A 13588-nucleotide genomic window follows, 5' to 3' on the forward strand; every position below is an offset into this window, starting at 1 on the left:
GCTCAGGGCCGGGCGGCTGCGGTCTGGGGCGACAGGCAGGCGGCGCATTCGTCGCGGTAGCGCAGCACGCGCTCGCGCAGCCGCGCCGGGTCGCCGAGCACGGCGCGGGAGACGGACGGCAGGACGGCGTGGCGCACCGGACCGAACAGCCGCGCCACGTCGGCCGGCGTCGCCCCCTGCGCGCCCACGCCCGGGGCCAGGATCGGGCCGTTGAGGTCGTCGAGCGGGTGGTCGAGCCGGTCGAGCGTCGCCCCGATCACCAGGCCGACCGGCCCGAACGGCGCGTGCCCCGCGTTCACCTCGGCCGCCCCCTCGATCACCTGCCCGGCCACCGGCCGCTGGAAGCCGGCCGACTCGGGATTGGAGGTGCGGGTCACCACGAACACGGCCGCGTCGTTGGCGATCGCCGACGTGATCGCGCCCTCCAGCGACCCGAACCCCTGGTAGGGGCTCAGCGTCACCGCGTCGGCCGCCAGCGGGCCGCCCTGGTCGAGGTACGCCTCCGCGTACGCGGCCATGGTGCTGCCGATGTCGCCGCGCTTGGCGTCGAGCAGCACCAGCGTGCCCGCCGCGCGCAGGTCGGCGATGGTGCGCTCCAGGACGGCGACGCCGCGGCTGCCCCAGCGCTCGAAGAAGGCCGACTGCGGCTTGACCACGGCGGCCACGTCGGCGACCGACTCGGCCACCGTGCGGCTGAACCGCTCGAGACCGGCCGGGGCGTCGTCGAGCCCCCAGGCGTGCAGCAGCGCGGGGCTGGGATCGATGCCCACGCAGAGCGGCCCGCAGGCGTCCAGCCTGGCTCGAAGGCGGGTCCCGAACGACTCGATCACGGTGAGACCTCCTCACGGCCGCGTCTGCGGCGGCCACGGATGGGCGCGGGCACGGATGGCTCTCCGGTGACCCTACGGCATGGGGTGAGGCCATGCCTCGCCTCCGCCCGATCCGCGCGGCGGACGCATCTTTCGCGCGCGCCGCGAGGGGTAGTGCGACAGGCATGTACGAGATCGCCCAACGGGTCCTGGTGCTGCACACCGAGCCGCCGCGCGAGGTCGTGGTGACGATCGGCCTGCCCTTCGAGGAGCCCACCGGCGAGTGGTCGTGCCCGTACCGGATCGACGGGCTCGAAGGGTGGGAGCACGAGCGCAAGGTGACCGGGCTGGACTCGCTCGAGGCGGTCGAGCGGGCGATGACCACGGTACGGGAGGCGCTGGCGGGCTCGCCCGAGGCCAAGGAGGGGCTGCTGTCCTGGGAGGGCGCGTTCTGACACCCGTACGGGAGATCAGCGGGACAGCAGCCAGCGCCAGCGGGGCAGCTCCAGCACCGCCGTCACCACGCCGAGCACGGTGACCACCCCGGCCACCACGGGGTGCCAGACCGTCCACGCGGCCGCCACGGCCGCCACGATGTGCAGCACGACCAGCGCGATCGTCACCCATCCCGGCACCGCGACCACCACGTGCCGCTTGTCGCCCGGCGTGGAGAACACCGTGGGCAGCCCGATCAGCACCACCACGGAGAGCACGGCCAGCGGCACCGAGGACGCGGCGAGCGCCCACGGCGTGGCGACCCACGCCAGCAGCTCGACGGCGAACCGGAACACCGAGGCGAGCCGGTCGTCGGGGCGTGCGGCGGAGGGCCGCGATGAGGGAGCGGCAGATGACACGCGCGTACCCTAACAGGCCCGGATAGAGATGATCTAGAAGGTTAGGTGTGGATAATCACGTTTGTGACTTCCGCCCCCTTTCCGCGCATCGTGGCCACCGACCTCGACGGCACGCTGCTCGCCTCCGACGGCACCGTCAGCCCGCGTACCAGGAAGGCCTTACAGGCGGCCCGCGCCGCCGGCGCCGAGATCGTCTTCGTCACCGCGCGGGCGCCGCGCGGCGTCAGAGAGGTCGCCGGGCAGGCGGGCGTGAACGGCATCGCCATCTGCAGCAACGGCGCCCTCGTGTACGACCTGGCCGCCGATGAGGTCGTCGGCGGCACCCCGCTCGCCCCCGAGGCGGCCCGGGAGGTCGCCGAGGCGCTGGCCAGGGCGGTGCCCGGCGTCGGCCTGGCCGTGGAGACCGGCACGAACGTGCTGGCCGAGGCCGCCTACACGCGCCGGGTCGCGCAGGACATCGCCGCCTACCGCGAGGTCGCCTCGGTCTTCGACACCGGCCGGCCCATCGTGAAGCTGCTCGCCATGTCGGCCGCGCACACGGCGGACGAGATGTACCAGGCCGTCGCCGGCGCGGTCGGGGACCTGGCGGAGGTCACGTACTCGGGGTCCGAGGGGCTGCTGGAGATCAGCGCCGCCGGGGTGAACAAGGCGTCCACGCTCGACCGGGTCTGCCGGGAGCGGGGGATCGGCGCGGAGGAGGTCGTGGCGTTCGGCGACATGCCCAACGACCTGGCCGTGCTGATGTACGCGGGGAAGGGGTACGCGATGGCCAACGCGCACCCGCTCGTGCTCGCGGCGGCGCCGCACCGCACGCTCTCCAACGACGAGGACGGCGTCGCCGCCGCCCTGGAGGCCCTGCTGGCGTGACACCGGCCGCCCGCGTGCCCGCGTTCTGAGGGCCGCTATCGGTTGCTCCGCGTCTATGGCGCGTCGTGGGAACGCATGGCATCCATCCGCTCCTGTGCCGCCAGCACCTCGTCGGCGTGGTCGAACGCCCACGCGCCGAACGCCTCGATCGGCGGGAGCAGGGAGCGGCCGAGCGGCGTGAGCTCGTACTCGACCCTGGGCGGGGCCTCGGCGTAGGCGTGGCGGGTCACCAGGCCGTTGTACTCCAGGCGGCGCAGCGTCTCGGTCAGCACCTTGGTCCTGATGCCGCCGATCTCCTCGCGCAGCTGCCCCGGCCGGCGCGGGCCGTGCCGCAGCGCCCACAGCACGACCGCGTTCCAGGTGTTGCCCAGCAGGTCGAAGGCCAGCCTGGCCTGGCAGTCGGCGAGGAACAACGGGAGCCTCCGCTAGACAGGTCGATAGGCACCGAATGGTGCGTGACGCGCTTCCTACTGTCCTCCTCAACGGTAAAGCCCCACATCGGGGACTTATAGCAGGAGGGCATGACATATGAGGATCGGGATTCTGGGCGCGGGCGGCATGGCGGACGCCCTGGGCACGCAGTGGGCCCGCGCCGGGCACGCGGTGATGATCAGCGGCCGCGACGCCGCGCGCACCGCCGGACGAGCCGCCGCCATGACCACCGCCGCCGGCCAGGCTTCCGCTGCCGGGCCCGTGGAGGCGGGGTCGTTCGAGGAGGCGGCCGCGTTCGGCGACGTCGTGATGGTCGCGGTCAGGGAGGCGGGCCTGCTGGACACGCTCAGAGTCACCGGTACGGCCCTGCGCGGCAAGCCGCTCATCGACGTCGTCAACGCCGCCGACATCTACGCCTACGACCCCGCCCGCCCGATCGCCAGGCTGATCGCCGACGTCACCGGCGGGCACGTGGTGAAGGCGTTCAACCTGTGCCACGTGGACGTGTGGCGGATGACGCCGCCGGTGTTCGACGGCCGGCCGCTGGCGGTGCCCCTGTGCGGCGACGACGAGGAGGCGCTGGCGGCCGTCCGCACGCTGGTCGCCGACCTCGGCTGCACCCCCGTGCACGGCGGCGGCCTCGACCGGGCGACGCTGCTGGAGGCGACGGCGGCGTTCGTGATCGGGCTGTGGTTCGGCGGCGCCGACGCCCAGGCGATACTCCCGCCGCTGGCCGCGTCGGGCGCGCACGGCCGGGGCTGAGCGCGCGTACATCCGGTGGTGTAGAGGCGATCGCGACGTACGGCGGATGCCCGCTCCGCCGCCTGCCGAGATGCTGAAGTTCTTCGTTCAGCTGTCCGTCAGAAGGAGAAGTCGAGTGGTCACCGAGGTCGCACAGAAGAGCGGGTACGCAACCACGTTCAAGGTCGTCGCCGCGCTCAACGCGCTCATCGTGCTGCTGCAGGCGGTGACGGCCGGGCAGCTCATGAGCGGGGGAGCGGGAGGCCTGCACGGCCTGGGGTCGTTCGCGGTGCACCTGCTGGGGCTGGTGCTGCTCGTCGCGGGCGTGCTGCTGTGGCGGCCGGGCCGGGGCGCCGGATGGCCGGCGCTGGTGAGCGCGGCGGTGCTGCTGCTCGGGTTCGTCCAGTCGGCGGCGGGCGGCGCCGGTGCGATGGCGCTGCACGTGCCGCTCGCGATGGCGCTGTTCGGCCTCAGCGTCTGGCTCGTCGTCTGGGCCTGGCGCCGCTGACCCGTTTCCGGGGCGCGGCAGCCGGACCGCACGAGGATCGGGTGGCCGCACGGGTGCGCCGAGCCGCCGGGCCGGCCCGGCGGCGGCCGGTGCGGCCGGTCAGGGGTGGCGGGCCAGATGGTCGGCGCGGCGGATCGGCTCGGGCAGCCGGTAGCGGGCGGCCAGGTGGAGCACCTGCTCGGTGGCGACGTCCAGCGAGATGCGGTGGCCCTGCGAGACGTACACCGGCTTGACGCCCCGCTGCGTGCGCAGGGCACGCCCCACCACGGCCCCCTCGTGCACGATCGGCGTCCAGGAGCCGCGCTCCTCCCCGGGCGGCTGGTGCGTGCCGACGAACGGCGTCTTTCCCACGCCGAGCGACGGCAGCCCGGTCAGCACGCCCAGGTGGCAGGCCAGGCCGAAGCCGCGCGGGTGCGCGAGCCCGTACCCGTCGCAGACCAGCAGATCGGGCGTCGTCGTGAGCCGTTCCAGCGCGTCCACGAGCGCGGGCAGCTCGCGGAAGGCGAACAGGCCCGGCACGTACGGGAACGCCGCCTCCCCGTGCGCCACCACCTGCTCGACCGGCTCCAGCGTGGCGGCGTCCAGCACGACAACGGCGGCCGTCAGCGCGCCGTCGCCCCTGTAGTGCACGTCGAGCCCCGCGACCAGCTCGAACGTGTCCGGCCCGGTCAGCTCGACTCTGGACCTCAGCCGGTCCTGGATGGCCTCGGCCTCGGGGATGCCGGCCGGCCACGGATGAAGCCGCTCCACACGCACGCGCCTAAGCTATCCCGTCGCCCGCCCCTCAGGAGGGTCGGGGATCATGAACGAGGTCCTGGTCGTGGTGGCCGACGCGCGGCTGCTCGACGAGATCGCCGAGCGCGAGTTCGCCGCCGGCTCAGCGCCGGAGCGGTCGCCGCACCCCTCGGCCACCCGCCACGCGAGCGGCGCACCGGCCGGTACGCCGCGTCGTCCCCGCTGCTGCACGTCCCCCTGGGCGTCCCGCAGCTCGTCGCCCAGGGCGCCGATGACGATCTCGACCTGGTCGACTTCTCCCGCCGCTACGCCGCGGCGGCCAGGGCGGCGGGCGACGACGTGACGTACCTGGAGCCGCCCGGCGGCCACTTCGACATGATCGACCCGAAGAGCCCCATCTGGCGGGCCACGGCGAGCGTCATCGCCGCCGCGCTCACCTGAGAGGGTCACCCACGGCCGTCGGAGGCGGGGGAGGAGGCGGCGCCGGCGGTCAGGGCGGCGAAGCGGCCCGCCACCCGCCGCCAGACCGGCGTGGACACCGGCTCGTCGGCCACGGCCTGTGCGTAGACCTCCTCGGGGTCGAACCCGTCGGCCCGCCACTGGCGTACGCGCTCAGGCAGCACCTCCGGATGGAACTGCACGCCCCACGCCCGCGCGCCCACCCGGAACGCCTGATACGGGCAGCGCTCGGTCTCGGCGAGGTGGACGGCGCCGTCGGGCAGCCGGGTGACGGCGTCCTTGTGGTGCTCGATGGCGGGCACGACGGGCGGCAGGCCGTGAAAGAGCGGATCCTCGGCCGCCTCGGCCCGGATGGTGACGGGCAGGCTGCCGTTCTCGGGCCGGCCGGTGTCGCCGGTCACCTCGCCGCCCGCGACCTCGGCCAGCATCTGCCCGCCCAGGCAGATGCCGAACAGCGGCACCTCGTCGGCCAGCGCCTGCCCCATGAGCCGGCGGGCGTCCGCCAGCCAGGGCGCGCGGTGGTCGTCGCCGGGCAGGTAGCCGCCGCCGAGCATGATCAGCGCGTCGTGCTCCAGCCGCTGGGGGAGCGCGGCGCCCTCGTGGGCGGGCACGACGTCGAGCCGCAGCCCTGACTCGGCCAGCCAGTCGCCCAGGCGGCCGGGGCCGCCGCTCCTGCTGTTCTGGATGATGAGGACGTCAGGCAACGCCGGCCTCCAAACACAAAGGGGTGAAACACGGTGGCGGGGACGGGTCAGCGCGGACCCCGCCGTACGGGCACACTCGAATCGAGCAGAGCCGAATCGAGCACGATCGCATCGAGCAGAGCCGAATCGAGCACGGCCGGATCAAGCAGGGTCGAATCGAGCACGGCCGGATCAAGCAGGGTCGAATCAGTCAGGGGCGAATCAAGCACGGGCACGTTCACGGAATCAGCCACGATCACGGACGGACATGACCAGGGAGGAGCGCGGTCACGGCAGGCCGGCCGCCCTCGCGGTGTGGCGCAGCAGCAGCGCGGTGGTCACCGGCCCGACGCCGCCCGGCACCGGGGTGAGCGCGCCCGCCACATCGGCCACCGCGGCGGCGTCGACGTCGCCGGTGAGCCCGCCGTCCTCGGTGGGGTTGGTGCCCACGTCGATCACCACCGCGCCCGGGGCGACGTGGTCGCGGCCGATCAGCCCGGCCCGGCCGGCGGCGGCGATCAGCACGTCGGCCTGCGTGGTGACGGCGGCGAGGTCGCGGGTGCGCGAGTGGGCGACGGTGACCGTGGCGTGCCGGTCGAGCAGCAGGTGTGCGACCGGCTTGCCGACCACGGTCGAGCGGCCGACCACGACGGCGCGGCGCCCCTCGAGCGGCACCTCGTAGTGGTCGAGCAGCGCCATCACGGCGGCGGCCGTGGCGGGCGGGAACGCGGGCAGCCCGGCGGCGAGCCGGCCGAGCGAGAGCGGGTTGGCGCCGTCGACGTCTTTGCGCGGGTCGATGGCGGCGGCCGGCTCCTGCGCCGAGGCGCCGGCGGGCAGCGGGGTCTGCAGCATGACGCCGTGGACGTCGGTGGCGGCGGAGAGCCTGGCCAGCGTCTCGCCGATCTGGTCGGGGGCCGCCTCGGGGCCGAGGTCGACGATGTCGCAGGCGATGCCGACGGCGGCGGCCGCCTTGGCGATGGAGCGGACGTACCACAGGCCGGCCTCGTCGGCGGTCGCCACCACCACGGCCAGCCGTGGCTGCGGACCCGCGGCGGCCTCGGCCTGCGCCTGGGCTCTGATGGCGGCCGCCAGGTCCTTGCCGGTCAGCGTCTTCAACGGTCGTCTCGCCCCTTGCTGTCGCGCGCCGCTGCCGTCACGGCTTGATCTGCTCGCGTACCTCGGCGGTCACCCAGTCTGCCTTGGCGACGGCGGAGTCGACACCGGACAGGCGGATGTTCAGCTTCTCGCGTACTCGCTCGTCTTTGATGCCGCCGAGGTTGATCTCGACGTTGACCCGGCCCGTGGTGAGCGCGGCGCGGGCGGCATCGGATGCCGCGGCCACGTCGCTGAGCACGTTGCGGTTGCAGATCGGCAGCAGCACCTCGCACAGCTCGACCACGCGCGCGGCGGTCTCGACGACCTGGGCGGGCGGCTCGGCCGCGCCGGCCAGCGCCCTGGCGATCGTGGCGCTGCGCTCCTCGCCCTTGGGCAGCAGGTAGGCGTCGGTGACGGCGGTGAAGGCGGCGATGTCCTCCTCGGCCAGCTTCAGCGCCCGCGCCCGCAGCGTGTCGGTCTCGGCGATCACGGCGGCGACGGTGCCGGCGTGGCCGGCGTACTTCTCACCCGTGGTGTAGCGGGCCACCATGCCGAGCAGCGCGGCGGCCTGGGCGGCGTGCAGGGCCGCCGTGGCGCCGCCGCCGGGCGCGGGGACCCGGCCGGCCAGTTCGGTGAGGAAGCCGTCGATCGTCATGTCGCGCATGACGGCCATTCAATCAGGCCCGGCCCGATCGGACAGGGCTCGTTCAGGCCGCGTTCGTGCAGGTCGCGTTCGTTCAGACAGGGCCTGATCAGACAGGGCCTGATCAGACAGGGCCTGATCAGACAGGGCCTGATCAGACAGGGCCTGATCAGACAGGGCCTGATCAGACAGGGAATGATTCAGACAGGGCCCGATCGGACAGGGCGCGTCTCACTCGCGGTACATCGGCCGCGTGGCGTCGTCCGGCAGTCCGGTGGACGACGGCGGCAGGTACGGCGACGGCGTGGACCGCCACTGCCCGTCGTACGCCTCCACCTCCCGCGGCCGGCCCCGCCAGCGCGACGGGAACGCGGAGGCGGCCAGCAGCGCCACGCCGATCAGGAACTGCAGTCCCGTGAAGCTCAAGGTCGTGAAGCCGGTCCGCAGGTATCCCGGCAGCAGCCCGTCGGGCAGCAACCGCAGGCCTGTGGTGATCTCGACGAACGGCAGCACGCCGGTCCCGGTGAAGGCGAGCCCGCCGAGCAGCGAGGCCACGGGCGAAAGGCGCGAGCCGAGCAGGACGGCGAGAAGGACTCCCGAGGCGGCCAGCGCCGCGACCCCGATCCAGGAGATGCGGTATTGCGCCTGGGCGGTGAGGGACAGCTCGGCCACGCCGTACCAGAGGCCGGCGGCGAGCAGCGGCGGCAGGAGCAGCCCGGCGAGCACTCCCAGGGCGTGACGGGCACCGTTTGTCATGATCTACCCCGTTTGGTTGGCTCCGTCCCAACCTACTCGCCAGGCTCGCCGGCCGCAGGACCCAAGTCGCGCGAACTCCTCCGGCGCCGGGCATCGCCGGCGGTCACGCTTACTTCACCGGCTCCAGCGACCCCGTCCGGTACAAGCCGAACCTCGGCAGGGGCGGCAGGCCGCCGGAGGAGGCGGTGAGGATCCCGCTCAGCGGGGCCGTCGAGTACGGCGACGGCGTCGTGCGCAGCCCCCGCCGCCGCTCGCTGCTGATCGTGCGGTCGAACACCGGCCAGCTCTTCGAGGTGAACCCGACGTCAGAAGCCACCACGGAGGTCGGGCTCGGCTCACTTCGTGATCGTGTAGCGGTCGCCGTACAACTTCCAGGTGAGCGGCGGCGTCAGATCGAGGTTGCGCCGCCTGAGGAAGACGCGCTGCATGGTGTCGATCCTGGAGGTGTCCTCGTGGGCCTCCTCGGCCTTCATGGCGGCCTTGCGGGCGTCGAGGAAGAGGAAGGCGTTCAGGTAGCGCGTCTCGTCGCCGCCCCGCGCCGGCGGCCTGGCCTTGGCCAGTGCGCGCTTTTTGATGCCGCCGAAGCTCAGCCGGTCGTCGCCGGGGCCGTGCATGACCATGGCGTCGTAGGAGACGAACTGGCCGAGCGCGCGCAGGCCGTCCTTCTCGGCCAGGCGTACGGTGGCACAGGCGGGTCCGTAGCGTCGGGGATCTTCCCGGCGGACCCTACTCGCGATGTCCGTTCCCCGCCGCCGAGCCCCGGCCGTCCGGGCGCAGCGCGGCGAGCTGCTCCTCGAACGGCACGACCTCCTCGGGCTCCCCGGGTTCGTCCCGGCCGCCGGGCCGGCTCGGCACGCGGCCGGCCAGCAGCGCGGCCAGCTCCCCGGCGGCGCGCTCGATGCGCTCGCTCAGCCCGTCGGTGAAGTCGTCCTTGCCGCCGCCCCAGTCCTCGGGGGCCGCGTACACGGCGGTCGGCACCACCACGGCCCGCAGGTACGCCAACAGCGGCCGCAGCGCGTGATCGAGCGCCAGCGAGTGCCTGGCGGTGCCGCCGGTGGCCGCGATGAGCACCGGCTTGCCGGTGAGCGCGGTGTTGTCCATCACGTCGAAGAAGCTCTTGAACAGCCCGCTGTAGGAGCCGCTGAAGATCGGGGTGACCGCGACGAGCGCGTCCGCCTCCGTCACGGCCTCCAGAGCGGCCCGCAGGCGGGCGCCGGGGAAGCCGGTGACGAACGCGTTGGCGATGTCCACGGCCAGGTCGCGCAGCTCCACGTTGCGGACGTCGGGGGCCTCATCGACGCCGGCCCGCCGCGCCACCGCCTCGGCCAGGCGGTCGCCGAGCAGGCGGGTGGAGGAGGGCTGGGTGAGTCCCGCCGTGACGACGGCAAGCTTCATGAGGGGTCGTCTCCCTTCCGGAGAGATCGGGGGTCAGGCGCCGACGGCGGCCGAGGCGTTCTTCGCCGCCACCAGCGAGGCGTGCGTGGGGGCGTCGGGCACGCCGGCAGGGCGGTCCTTGGCGAACTCCTTGCGCAGCACCGGCACGACCTCCTCGCCGAGGATGTCGAGCTGCTCCAGCACGGTCTTCAGCGGCAGCCCCGCGTGGTCCATGAGGAAGAGCTGGCGCTGGTAGTCGCCGAAGTACTCCCTGAACTCCAGCGTCCTGTCGATGACCTGCTGCGGGCTGCCCACGGTGAGCGGGGTCTCGGCCATGAACTCCTCCAGCGAGGGCCCGTGGCCGTACACGGGGGCGACGTCGAAGTACGGGCGGAACTCGCGTACGGCGTCCTGGGAGTTCTTGCGCATGAACACCTGGCCGCCGAGCCCCACGATGGCCTGCTCCGGCGTGCCGTGGCCGTAGTGGGCGTAGCGCTGCCGGTAGAGGTTGATCAGGCGCATGAAGTGCTCCTTCGGCCAGAAGATGTTGTTGGCGAAGAAGCCGTCGCCGTAGTAGGCGGCCTGCTCGGCGATCTCGGGGCTGCGGATGGAGCCGTGCCAGACGAACGGCGGCACGCCGTCGAGCGGGCGCGGGGTGCTGGTGAAGCCCTGCAGCGGCGTGCGGAAGCGGCCCTCCCAGTCGACCACGTCCTCGCGCCAGAGCCGGTGCAGCAGCGCGTAGTTCTCCACCGCGAGCGGGATGCCCTGGCGGATGTCCTGGCCGAACCACGGGTAGACCGGTCCGGTGTTGCCGCGGCCCAGCATGAGGTCCACCCGCCCGTCGGCGAGGTGCTGCAGCATCGCGTAGTCTTCGGCGATCTTCACGGGGTCGTTGGTGGTGATCAACGTGGTCGCGGTGGACAGCAGCAGGCGCTCGGTCCTGGCCGCGATGTACCCGAGCAGGGTGGTGGGGGAGGACGGGACGAAGGGCGGGTTGTGGTGCTCGCCGGTCGCGAACACGTCGAGGCCGACCTCTTCGGCCTTGAGAGCGATGGCGACCATTGCCTTGATGCGCTCGTGCTCCGTCGGGGTCCTGCCGGTGGTGGGATCGGTGGTCACGTCACCCACGCTGAAGATGCCGAACTGCACTGGTCACCATCCGTGATAGTTGAATATTTGACGGCTACCCTAGCGCCGGAGCACGTCGCGATATTCCATCATCGGGCATCCCTCCGTAAACGACCCATGCGAAAGAGGGCCGGTCAGAGGGCGTTGACGGCCGGGTGAAGCGACGGGTCAGAGGGCGTTGATGTCGGCGGGGCCGAGGATCCGCTTGGGCGCGCCGTGCTCGGCCACCGCGATCATCGCCTGCCCGATGCGCTCCGTCGTGGTCACCTGCTCGGCGAACAGCCGCCGCAGCAGCGGCCAGAGCGGCCTGGTCACCATGTACGCCACCCGGTACAGCGGCGTCTGCGAGGTCACGCCGTGCAGCGGCTGGATGTAGCCGGGCCGGAACATGTACGCCTCCAGCGGCAGCTCCAGCAGTGCGTTCTCGGTCTCGCCCTTCACCCTGGCCCACATGGCCCGCGCGCCGGCGTCGGTGCCCGCGCCCGAGACGTACACGAAGGTCGATCCCGGGTTGAGCCGGGCCAGCGTCCGCCCGGCCGACAGCGCGAAGTCGTAGGTGATGCTGCGGTATTCGGGCTCGCGCATGCCGGTCGAGGAGACCCCCAGGCAGTAGAAGCAGGCGTCGTGGCCGCGCAGCTCGTCCTCGATCGGGCCGAGGTCGGCGAGGTCGGCGTGCCGGATCTCGCGCAGCTTCGGGTGCGAGAGGCCCGTGAGGCGGCGGCCGACCGCGAGTACGGCGGTGACCCGCGCGTCGGCCAGGCACTCCCTGAGCACGCCCTGCCCGATCATGCCGGTCGCCCCGAACAGGATCACCCTCATGCCGCAGTCCTACCCTCAGCCGGGCGATCACGCGAGGTCGCAGGCGGCCTCGGCGAGGCGGGCTCGGGCGCGCACGGGGACGCTCAGCCCGTGGGCCGAGATGCCCACGGCCCACGACGTGCCGGGCACCACCGCGCCCGCGCAGGCCACCTCGTCCCTGAACTGCCCGTGCTCCTCCACCACCTGGCCGGGGCGTAAGCCGGCCAGCTCCGCCTCGACCTCCTCGACGCTGGCGGGGGTGGAGGAGGTGAAGCGCGGCAGGCCGTACCCGGTCAGGATGTCGCGCCGCACCCGCGGCGGCAGCGCGAGCAGCAGCGCCTTGCCGAGCGCGGTGGCATGCGGGGCGGCCTCCAGTCCCGCCTGTAAGTCCTCAAGCCACGGCGAGCGCGGCCCCTCGGCCACGTCGAGCACGACCAGCCGCCCGCCCACCAGCTGCGCCAGGTACGCCGTGTGCCCCGTCACGGCCGCAAGGTGGCGCAGCACCACCGAGGCGCGGGGCGGGCGATCGAAGGCGCCGATCATCTCGTGGAACCGCTCGGCGATCTTGGAGCCCGGCAGGTAGTCGCCGTCGGGGCAGCGGTGGAGGTAACCCTCGTAGCACAGGGTGCGGACGAGGTGATAGGAGGTCGACAGGTTCAGCCCGCACCGGCGTGCGATGACCTTGACGGACAGCGGCCGGTCGGCGCGCGAGACCTCCTCCAGGACGCGAAGGGCACGGGAGACGCTGCGGATCAGATCGCTGGGTGCTTCGGTCATCCCTCAAGCATGTGCGCTATCTGAAAAACGGACGCCTACCCCGGGCGGCACACCCGTCCGGCGAAGAGGCCATGCCGGACCTACCGCGGCGGGGGAGGGCGCCCGGCTCTGGTGACCGCGCGACGACACCGCTCCCGCACCGTCCGGGGAAGCCCGCCGGTATCCGGGCAGGCCGCGCCTTCGACCGCTCATCCGCGGCCTGATGAGCCGCGCAGCGCACAAGAAAAAGCCCCGGCCGGTGAGGGCCGGGGCCGAAGAGTGGACGATACTGGGATTGAACCAGTGACCTCTTCCGTGTCAGGGAAGCGCTCTCCCGCTGAGCTAATCGTCCTTCGGTGCGAGGTGGCGACGGGATTTGAACCCGTGTGGACGGCTTTGCAGGCCGCTGCCTCGCCTCTCGGCCACGCCACCGAGCCGGAAGCTCCGAGCGGAAGACGGGATTCGAACCCGCGACCCTCACCTTGGCAAGGTGATGCTCTACCCCTGAGCCACTTCCGCGTGTCGCCCCGGTTGCTGCCGGGTGACGAAGAGAACTCTAGCGAATTCCGGCCGAGTCCCCAAACTGAAAGCCCGCGGGCAGGTCGCGGCCAGGGCGTGAGCCGCACGCCGACCGGGTGCGGGCCCTCCGTCTCCAGCCGGTACTCCCGCCCGGAGACGGCCCGGTCGCCGGCGATGACCCGCTCCGACGGAGGCTCCTCGCCGTCCATGGCGGCCTGCTGCATCCGGGTGAACCGCTCGTGCGCCTCGCGTACGTACCCGGTGCCCAGGGTGGTGACGTCCACCTGGGTCGTGAGCAGGTCGCGGATGTAGGCCTTGTTCGATTCGACGTTGGACCCGACGCTCGACTCGACGTGCGGCTCGAACGTCACCGGCGGCGGCAGCTCGGGCGCGAGCACCTGCTCGGGGTCGCGCCCGTCGAAGCGCTAAGC

Annotated in this window: 20 protein-coding genes and 3 tRNA genes; 5 read left to right on the plus strand and 18 right to left on the minus strand. The window is 72.8% G+C overall.

The features are described 5' to 3' along the window. Window positions 1-2 precede the first annotated feature (2 nt). The gene (pyrF, locus tag ACGFIM_RS36235) at window positions 3-830 is read right to left on the minus strand and encodes an orotidine-5'-phosphate decarboxylase (RefSeq protein WP_393210313.1); all 828 of its coding nucleotides are present in this window, start codon (window positions 828-830) and stop codon (window positions 3-5) included. A gap of 164 nt (window positions 831-994) precedes the next feature. Here pyrF and ACGFIM_RS36240 point away from each other — a divergent pair, with 164 nt between their 5' ends. Continuing rightward, complete coding sequence (locus ACGFIM_RS36240; RefSeq protein ID WP_393210316.1) at window positions 995-1264, plus strand: DUF6968 family protein; 270 nt, start codon at window positions 995-997, stop codon at window positions 1262-1264. A 15-nt stretch (window positions 1265-1279) separates the two neighbouring features. On the opposite strand, the gene ACGFIM_RS36245 is transcribed toward ACGFIM_RS36240, so the two are convergent. Beyond that, window positions 1280-1663: a hypothetical protein gene (locus ACGFIM_RS36245; RefSeq protein WP_393210319.1), complete on the minus strand. Its 384-nt coding sequence runs from the start codon at window positions 1661-1663 to the stop codon at window positions 1280-1282. Between the two features lie 63 nt (window positions 1664-1726). On the opposite strand from ACGFIM_RS36245, the gene ACGFIM_RS36250 reads away from it, so the two are divergent. Beyond that, window positions 1727-2530 carry a Cof-type HAD-IIB family hydrolase gene (locus ACGFIM_RS36250; RefSeq protein ID WP_393210322.1) on the plus strand — a complete coding sequence of 268 codons (804 nt, stop codon included), beginning with the start codon at window positions 1727-1729 and terminating at the stop codon, window positions 2528-2530. 53 nt (window positions 2531-2583) lie between these two features. Here the strand turns inward: ACGFIM_RS36250 and ACGFIM_RS36255 are convergent, their stop codons facing one another. Beyond that, window positions 2584-2943: a winged helix-turn-helix transcriptional regulator gene (locus ACGFIM_RS36255; RefSeq protein WP_393210325.1), complete on the minus strand. Its 360-nt coding sequence runs from the start codon at window positions 2941-2943 to the stop codon at window positions 2584-2586. A gap of 115 nt (window positions 2944-3058) precedes the next feature. Between ACGFIM_RS36255 and ACGFIM_RS36260 the strand changes: the two genes are divergently transcribed. Next, the gene (locus tag ACGFIM_RS36260) at window positions 3059-3724 is read left to right on the plus strand and encodes an NADPH-dependent F420 reductase (protein ID WP_393210328.1); all 666 of its coding nucleotides are present in this window, start codon (window positions 3059-3061) and stop codon (window positions 3722-3724) included. A gap of 115 nt (window positions 3725-3839) precedes the next feature. Beyond that, window positions 3840-4211 (plus strand): hypothetical protein, encoded by a 372-nt coding sequence (locus ACGFIM_RS36265; RefSeq protein WP_393210331.1) that lies wholly within the window; start codon window positions 3840-3842, stop codon window positions 4209-4211. A 99-nt stretch (window positions 4212-4310) separates the two neighbouring features. On the opposite strand, the gene nfi is transcribed toward ACGFIM_RS36265, so the two are convergent. Next, on the minus strand, window positions 4311-4967 hold the full coding sequence (gene nfi / locus ACGFIM_RS36270) for a deoxyribonuclease V (RefSeq protein WP_393210334.1): 657 nt from the start codon (window positions 4965-4967) through the stop codon (window positions 4311-4313). Window positions 4968-5013: 46 nt separating this feature from the next. On the opposite strand from nfi, the gene ACGFIM_RS36275 reads away from it, so the two are divergent. Beyond that, on the plus strand, window positions 5014-5289 hold the full coding sequence (locus tag ACGFIM_RS36275) for a hypothetical protein (RefSeq protein ID WP_393210337.1): 276 nt from the start codon (window positions 5014-5016) through the stop codon (window positions 5287-5289). 103 nt (window positions 5290-5392) lie between these two features. Here the strand turns inward: ACGFIM_RS36275 and ACGFIM_RS36280 are convergent, their stop codons facing one another. The 14 genes from ACGFIM_RS36280 to ACGFIM_RS36345 all read right to left on the minus strand — a co-directional run bounded on the left by ACGFIM_RS36280 (window position 5393) and on the right by ACGFIM_RS36345 (window position 13157). Continuing rightward, window positions 5393-6109 (minus strand): type 1 glutamine amidotransferase, encoded by a 717-nt coding sequence (locus ACGFIM_RS36280; protein WP_393210340.1) that lies wholly within the window; start codon window positions 6107-6109, stop codon window positions 5393-5395. A gap of 47 nt (window positions 6110-6156) precedes the next feature. Further along, window positions 6157-6348: a hypothetical protein gene (locus tag ACGFIM_RS36285; protein ID WP_393210344.1), complete on the minus strand. Its 192-nt coding sequence runs from the start codon at window positions 6346-6348 to the stop codon at window positions 6157-6159. Between the two features lie 28 nt (window positions 6349-6376). Beyond that, window positions 6377-7204, minus strand: coding sequence for a bifunctional 5,10-methylenetetrahydrofolate dehydrogenase/5,10-methenyltetrahydrofolate cyclohydrolase (locus tag ACGFIM_RS36290; RefSeq protein WP_393210346.1), 828 nt, complete (start codon window positions 7202-7204; stop codon window positions 6377-6379). Between the two features lie 37 nt (window positions 7205-7241). Beyond that, on the minus strand, window positions 7242-7847 hold the full coding sequence (locus tag ACGFIM_RS36295; protein ID WP_393210348.1) for a cyclodeaminase/cyclohydrolase family protein: 606 nt from the start codon (window positions 7845-7847) through the stop codon (window positions 7242-7244). A 210-nt stretch (window positions 7848-8057) separates the two neighbouring features. Further along, window positions 8058-8582, minus strand: a complete 525-nt coding sequence (locus ACGFIM_RS36300; protein ID WP_393210351.1) for a hypothetical protein — start codon at window positions 8580-8582, stop codon at window positions 8058-8060. A 109-nt stretch (window positions 8583-8691) separates the two neighbouring features. Then, window positions 8692-8901 (minus strand): hypothetical protein, encoded by a 210-nt coding sequence (locus tag ACGFIM_RS36305; protein ID WP_393210354.1) that lies wholly within the window; start codon window positions 8899-8901, stop codon window positions 8692-8694. Between the two features lie 16 nt (window positions 8902-8917). Beyond that, complete coding sequence (locus ACGFIM_RS36310) at window positions 8918-9319, minus strand: chitosanase (RefSeq protein WP_393210751.1); 402 nt, start codon at window positions 9317-9319, stop codon at window positions 8918-8920. Next, entirely contained in the window at window positions 9309-9977 is a 669-nt protein-coding gene (locus ACGFIM_RS36315; RefSeq protein WP_393210356.1) for an FMN reductase, read from the minus strand. The genes ACGFIM_RS36310 and ACGFIM_RS36315 overlap by 11 nt, the downstream gene beginning before the upstream one ends. A 33-nt stretch (window positions 9978-10010) precedes the next feature. Further along, entirely contained in the window at window positions 10011-11105 is a 1095-nt protein-coding gene (locus tag ACGFIM_RS36320; RefSeq protein ID WP_393210359.1) for an LLM class flavin-dependent oxidoreductase, read from the minus strand. A gap of 147 nt (window positions 11106-11252) precedes the next feature. After that, on the minus strand, window positions 11253-11903 hold the full coding sequence (locus ACGFIM_RS36325) for an NAD(P)H-binding protein (protein ID WP_393210362.1): 651 nt from the start codon (window positions 11901-11903) through the stop codon (window positions 11253-11255). Between the two features lie 27 nt (window positions 11904-11930). Next, a complete protein-coding gene (locus ACGFIM_RS36330; protein WP_393210365.1) occupies window positions 11931-12659 on the minus strand; it encodes an IclR family transcriptional regulator in 729 nt (242 codons plus the stop codon). A 259-nt stretch (window positions 12660-12918) separates the two neighbouring features. Continuing rightward, window positions 12919-12990 (minus strand) — tRNA-Val (locus ACGFIM_RS36335). 9 nt (window positions 12991-12999) lie between these two features. Further along, window positions 13000-13070 (minus strand) — tRNA-Cys (locus tag ACGFIM_RS36340). A 15-nt stretch (window positions 13071-13085) separates the two neighbouring features. Beyond that, window positions 13086-13157, minus strand: a tRNA-Gly gene (locus tag ACGFIM_RS36345). Window positions 13158-13588: the final 431 nt, after the last annotated feature.

This window comes from Nonomuraea sp. NPDC049309 (assembly GCF_043196965.1).
GTDB lineage: Bacteria > Actinomycetota > Actinomycetes > Streptosporangiales > Streptosporangiaceae > Nonomuraea > Nonomuraea fastidiosa.

What these genes read in the sequence shown, in the direction of transcription:
- ACGFIM_RS36315 (WP_393210356.1), bottom strand. Translation starts at nt 9,977, where the DNA reads ATGAAGCTTGCCGTCGTCACGGCGGGACTCACCCAGCCCTCCTCCACC.
- ACGFIM_RS36325 (WP_393210362.1), bottom strand. Translation starts at nt 11,903, where the DNA reads ATGAGGGTGATCCTGTTCGGGGCGACCGGCATGATCGGGCAGGGCGTG.
- ACGFIM_RS36260 (WP_393210328.1), top strand. Translation starts at nt 3,059, where the DNA reads ATGAGGATCGGGATTCTGGGCGCGGGCGGCATGGCGGACGCCCTGGGC.
- ACGFIM_RS36330 (WP_393210365.1), bottom strand. Translation starts at nt 12,659, where the DNA reads ATGACCGAAGCACCCAGCGATCTGATCCGCAGCGTCTCCCGTGCCCTT.
- ACGFIM_RS36275 (WP_393210337.1), top strand. Translation starts at nt 5,014, where the DNA reads ATGAACGAGGTCCTGGTCGTGGTGGCCGACGCGCGGCTGCTCGACGAG.
- ACGFIM_RS36240 (WP_393210316.1), top strand. Translation starts at nt 995, where the DNA reads ATGTACGAGATCGCCCAACGGGTCCTGGTGCTGCACACCGAGCCGCCG.
- ACGFIM_RS36300 (WP_393210351.1), bottom strand. Translation starts at nt 8,582, where the DNA reads ATGACAAACGGTGCCCGTCACGCCCTGGGAGTGCTCGCCGGGCTGCTC.
- ACGFIM_RS36295 (WP_393210348.1), bottom strand. Translation starts at nt 7,847, where the DNA reads ATGCGCGACATGACGATCGACGGCTTCCTCACCGAACTGGCCGGCCGG.